This is a genomic window from Nocardioides sp. (assembly GCF_004803405.1).
GTDB lineage: Bacteria > Actinomycetota > Actinomycetes > Propionibacteriales > Nocardioidaceae > Nocardioides > Nocardioides vastitatis.
In genome coordinates, this window is the sequence record NZ_SSXI01000205.1 from 1 (window position 1) to 5,061 (window position 5,061).

The 5,061-nt window shown below is 72.8% G+C and carries 6 protein-coding genes; 5 read left to right on the forward strand and 1 reads right to left on the reverse strand.

Features of this window, described 5'->3' with window-relative positions:
- The coding region (locus tag E7Z54_RS14150; protein WP_136434738.1) for a PLP-dependent aminotransferase family protein at positions 1-896 on the forward strand (896 nt) is incomplete at its 5' end.
- Between the two features lie 103 nt (positions 897-999).
- Here the strand turns inward: E7Z54_RS14150 and serA are convergent.
- Positions 1,000-2,589: a phosphoglycerate dehydrogenase gene (gene serA, locus E7Z54_RS14155; RefSeq protein WP_136434740.1), complete on the reverse strand. Its 1,590-nt coding sequence runs from the start codon at positions 2,587-2,589 to the stop codon at positions 1,000-1,002.
- A 134-nt stretch (positions 2,590-2,723) separates the two neighbouring features.
- Here serA and E7Z54_RS14160 point away from each other — a divergent pair, with 134 nt between their 5' ends.
- The 4 genes from E7Z54_RS14160 to E7Z54_RS14175 all read left to right on the forward strand — a co-directional run.
- Positions 2,724-3,452 carry a DUF4129 domain-containing protein gene (locus E7Z54_RS14160; protein ID WP_136434742.1) on the forward strand — a complete coding sequence of 243 codons (729 nt, stop codon included), beginning with the start codon at positions 2,724-2,726 and terminating at the stop codon, positions 3,450-3,452.
- Complete coding sequence (locus tag E7Z54_RS14165; protein WP_136434743.1) at positions 3,449-3,832, forward strand: hypothetical protein; 384 nt, start codon at positions 3,449-3,451, stop codon at positions 3,830-3,832. Before E7Z54_RS14160 ends, E7Z54_RS14165 begins: the two co-directional genes overlap by 4 nt.
- Positions 3,829-4,806: an AAA family ATPase gene (locus E7Z54_RS14170; protein ID WP_136434745.1), complete on the forward strand. Its 978-nt coding sequence runs from the start codon at positions 3,829-3,831 to the stop codon at positions 4,804-4,806. The genes E7Z54_RS14165 and E7Z54_RS14170 overlap by 4 nt, the downstream gene beginning before the upstream one ends.
- 10 nt (positions 4,807-4,816) lie before the next feature.
- Positions 4,817-5,061 (forward strand): hypothetical protein (locus tag E7Z54_RS14175; RefSeq protein ID WP_206056215.1); only part of this gene is annotated, 245 nt, incomplete at its 3' end.

Consider the following 5,061-nt stretch of genomic DNA (forward strand, 5'->3'; position numbering starts at 1 on the left):
CGCGGGACCGGGTCCTCGTGGAGTCACCGACCTACCCGAACGCGACACAGGCGCTCCGCACCGGCGGCGGCCGGCTGCTGACGGTCCCGCTCGACCCGCTCGGGTGGGACCTCGAGACGCTGACCGGCGCGGTGACCCGCCGCCGGCCGCGGCTGGCCTTCCTGATGCCGGACTTCCACAACCCGACCGGGCTGGTGATGTCCGAGACGATGCGCCGCGACGTGGCGCGCCTGCTCGCACGGCACGACTGCATCCCGGTGATCGACGAAGCGCACCACCTGCTCACGCTCGACGACTCCCCCGCGTGCACCCCGTTCGCGCGCCACGCGAAGGACACGATCACCATCGGCAGCGCGAGCAAGAGCATCTGGGGCGGCCTCCGACTCGGCTGGCTCCGTGCCCCCGAGCCGCTCATCGACCGGCTCACCGCCGCTCGGATCCAGCTCGACCTGGGCGCTCCGGTGCTCGAACAGCTGGTCCTCGCCCGACTTCTCGAGAACGGGCTCGGCGCCATCATCGACGGGCATCGCGCGCGGCTGCGCGAGCAGCGCGACGTGCTCGCCGCGGAGCTCGCCGAGCACCTCCCCGACTGGCGGTTCCGGCTCCCGGCCGGTGGCATGGTGCTCTGGTGCGAGCTGCCGATCGCGGCCTCCACGGCGCTGGTCTACGAGGCCGAGCGCGTCGGCGTGCACCTCCCGCCGGGCCCTGCCTTCGCCCCCGAGGGCGGCCTGGACCGGTTCGTCCGCGTGCCGTTCACGCTGGCCCCCGACACCATCCGGGAAGCGGTACGACGCCTGGCCGCCGCCTGGGCCGTCGTCGTCTCTGACGAGCGGCGCGGCGCCGGCGGGCGTCGTACTCCTGCTGCGGGGGCCGTGGACCCGGTCCTGGTGGCCTAGCCGGGGGTCGTCGGAGGTTTGCTGGCGCTTCTGGGCCGTTGCAACGGCTGGGAAGTGCAGGAATCGCCGGTTAACCGGTGATTCCTGCAGCCCACCGCAACCCTCAAGCCAGATCCACCGCGCGAATCGAGGTCGCCTCGATCGCGGTCTCGATCTCGGCGAGCGCCTCGTGCGGGATGGCCGAGTCGACCGACAGCGCGACGAGGGCCTCGCCACCCTTGGTCTCGCGGGAGACCTGCATGCCGGCGATGTTCACCTGCGCCTGGCCGAGGATCTGGCCGACGGTGCCGACCATGCCCGGCCGGTCCACGTAGGTGAAGAAGGCCAAGTGGTCGGTGGGCTCGATGTCGATGTCGTAGCCGTTGACCTCGACGATCCGCTCGCGCTGGTGGATGCCGACGAGGGTGCCGCTGACCGAGATCTGGGTGCCGTCGGCAAGGGTGCCGCGGAGCGTGATCAGGTTGCGGTGGTCGGGGCTGACGCTGTCGGTCACCAGGCGTACGGCGACACCGCGCTCGGCCGCCAGCAACGGCGCGTTGACGTAGGAGACCTGGTCCTCGACGACGCTGCCGAACACGCCCTTGAGCGCGGCGAGCTCGAGCACCTTGACGTCGTGGTCGACGATCTCGCCGCGGACCTCGACGTCGAGCTGCTGGGCGACCTCGCCGGCGATGCCGGTGAAGATCTGGCCGAGCCGCTCGGTGAGCGGGATGCCGGGACGCACGTCCTCGGCGATCACGCCGCCCTGGACGTTGACGGCGTCGGGGACCAGCTCGCCGCCGAGGGCGAGCCGGACCGACCTGGCGACCGCGATGCCGGCCTTCTCCTGGGCCTCGTCCGTCGACGCGCCGAGGTGCGGCGTGGCGATGACGTTCTCCAGCTCGAAGAGCGGGCTGTCGGTGCAGGGCTCCTTGGCGAACACGTCGAGGCCGGCGGCAGCGATCCGGCCGGTCTTCAGCGCGTCGTACAGGGCGGCCTCGTCGACGATGCCGCCGCGGGCGGCGTTGACCAGCACCAGGGAGGGCTTGGCCTTCGCGAGCTGGTCGGCGCCGACGAGCCCGAGGGTCTCGGGGGTCTTCGGCAGGTGGACCGACATGAAGTCGGCCTCGGCCATGAGGGTGTCGAGGTCGACGAGCCGCACACCCATCTGTGCGGCGCGGCCGGCCTGGACGTAGGGGTCGTAGGCGATGACGTTCATACCGAACGCCGAGAGCCGCTGAGCGACCAGGACGCCGATCCGACCGAGGCCGACGATGCCGACGGTCTTCTCGTAGAGCTCGATGCCGGTGTACTTGGAGCGCTTCCACTCGCCGTCCTTCAGCGCCGCGTGGGCCGGCGAGATGTGGCGGGCGGCGGCGAGCATCAGCGCGACGGCGAGCTCGGCGGCGGAGACGATGTTGGAGGTCGGCGCGTTGACGACCATGACACCGGACTGGGTGGCGGCCTTCACGTCGACGTTGTCGAGGCCGACGCCGGCGCGGGCGACGACCTTGAGTCGGTTGGCGGCGGCCAGAGCCTCGGCGTCCACCTTGGTGGCGGAGCGGACCAGGACGGCGTCGACGTCGGCGATCGCCGGCAGCAGCTCGGCGCGGTCCGCTCCGTTGCAGTGGCGGATCTCGAAGTCCGGTCCGAGCGCCTCGACAGTGGCGGGGCTCAGCTCTTCGGCGATGAGAACGACGGGACGATCAGTCACAGCGATGTCCTTCGACAGGTACGTGCGGACGGGGGTGCTGCACGACGCTGTGCCGACGGCCACAGTACCCGGCCCGCGGGGCTGTTACGAACTGGTGAACGCGTGGCGGGACGGATCGGCGTACATTCCCTCGCATGGGGAACCGCTCCCCGGCCCCGCTCACGCTCGGCGCCCTCGTGCTGGTGCTCTGCGCACTCGTGGCTGCGACCGGCGACGGCCTCGGCTGGACGGGCCCCGAGCGCACCGCCCCGGTCGAGACGCCGGCCGAGCGTGCGGAGCCGGGCGACTCCGAGGGTCGGGACCGGACCGCCGAGGAGATCGATGACAGCGGTGACCGCCCCGACCCAGCAGAGGGCCCGCCCCTGGAGCGGATCCTCGTCTGGACGGTGCTCGCGCTGCTCGCGGCCATCCTGGTGGCCGTCCTGGCCCAGCTGCGGCTGATGGTGTGGAGACGCAGGCTGGAGGGCGGTCGGGTGCGCCGGCCGGGCCGCCCGCACTCCGGGGAGGTGCCCGACGACGAGGACGACGACGAGGCGCTGGCCGAGGCGCTCGACGCCGGGCTCGACGAGCTCGCCGTCGGTCCCCCGCGCAACGCGATCGTCGCCGCGTGGCTGCGCCTCGAGCGCGCTGCGGTCTCGGAGCGCTTCGCCCGGGACCCCGCCGACACCCCGAGCGAGTTCGCGGAGCGGGTGCTGTCGTCGTACGCCCTGGACGCCGGGGCGGTCGGCCGGTTGGCGGCGCTCTACCGGGAGGCTCGGTTCTCGGAGCACCCGATCAGCGAGGAGCAGCGCGAGCAGGCCCGGTCCTGCCTCGCCACCCTGCTGGTCGAGCTGCGCGCGTCGAGGTCAGGAGGCCGACCATGACCCTCGCCCTCATCGCCGCACTGCTGGCGACCGTCGTCGTGGTCGCCTGCGTCATGCGGCTCGCCGACGAGGTCACCACGGCGACCTGGCCCGGGGAGGCGCCACTGCACCTGCGCGACAACCGGGCGCACGACCTCGAGCTGACGCATCTGACCCGACTCGTCGCCGCGCGAGATCCAGCCGCACTGCACGCCCAGCTGGTCGCCGTCGTCGATCCGCTGCTGAGCACGGCGGCGGTCATGCAGGGTCCTGCGGGCACCGATCCGCGTGCCGTGCTGGACCCGGCGGTACGACGCTTCCTGGAAGCGCCGCCCCTTGGCTCCGCCGACCGCTACCGCCGCGAGCTCGCGGCGGTGCTGACCCGGATCGAGGCGCTGTGACCGGGCCCGCGATCGGTCCGGCCGAGGCGTCCGCACTCGCCCAGGATGTCCTGGACGAGGTGGAGACCGCGGTCGTCGGCAAGCGAGCCGCCCTCACCCTGGTGCTCAGTGCGATCGTCGCCGGCGGGCATGTGCTGCTCGAGGACTTCCCGGGCCTGGGCAAGACCCTGGCGGCGCGGTCGTTCGCACAGGCGCTCGGCCTGGACTTCAAGCGAGCGCAGTTCACGCCGGACCTGCTGCCCGCGGACCTGACCGGCTCGTTCATCTACGACCAGCGGCAGGCGGAGTTCCAGTTCCGGCCCGGTCCCCTGTTCACCGGCCTGCTGCTGGCCGACGAGATCAACCGCACCCCGCCCAAGACCCAGGCCGCGCTGCTCGAGGCGATGCAGGAGCGGCAGATCACCGTCGAGGGCGAGACGTTCCACCTCACCCCGCCCTTCCACGTGCTCGCCACGGCCAACCCGATCGAGTACGAGGGCACCTATCCCCTGCCCGAGGCTCAGCTCGACCGGTTCCTGCTTCGGGTGGACTTCGGCTATCCGCAGGCCGACGAGGAGTGGGAGGTGCTGCGACGGCGCCTGGGGCGCGGGCGGGAGGAGCAGCGGCTGCGGCAGGTGATCGACGCCGACGGCCTGCTCGGGATCCAGCGCGCGGTGGAGACGGTGACGGTCGACGCCGACGTGGGCCGGTACTGCGTCGCCCTCGCCGCGGCGACCCGGAGCCACCACCACACCCTCGTCGGGTCCTCGCCACGCGGTGGGCTGGCGCTGATGCTCGTCGCCCGCGCCTACGCCGTCATCGCCGGCCGCGACTACGTGACGCCCGAGGACGTGAAGGCCGTCGCCGTCCCGGCGCTGGCACACCGGATCACGATCCGACCGGAACTGTGGATGAGCGAGATCACGGGCCGGTCCGTGGTGGCCTCGGTCCTCGGACACGTGCCGGCACCGGCCGCGCGCGAGCGGATCCGGTAGGGCGAGGCCGATGAGCAGCGGGTGGCGCGCGACGTACGCCCATCTGCGCGCCGCGGTCGCGGGGCTCACCCTGCTGCTGACCGGCCTCGCCCTTGGCCGTGCCGACGTCGTGGTGATCGCGGCGCCGCTGGTGCTCGTCTGGCTGGCCGCCGCCGGAGGCCGACCCGGCCAGGCGCCTGCCGTCACCGCGACCGAGGGGTCGCTCGCCGTCCACGAGGGCGAGGAGTTCGGCTGGCGGGCGACGCTGTCCGGGCT

Coding starts and splice junctions, on each gene's coding strand:
- E7Z54_RS14160 (WP_136434742.1), top strand. CDS start 2,724: ATGGGGAACCGCTCCCCGGCCCCGCTCACGCTCGGCGCCCTCGTGCTG.
- E7Z54_RS14165 (WP_136434743.1), top strand. CDS start 3,449: ATGACCCTCGCCCTCATCGCCGCACTGCTGGCGACCGTCGTCGTGGTC.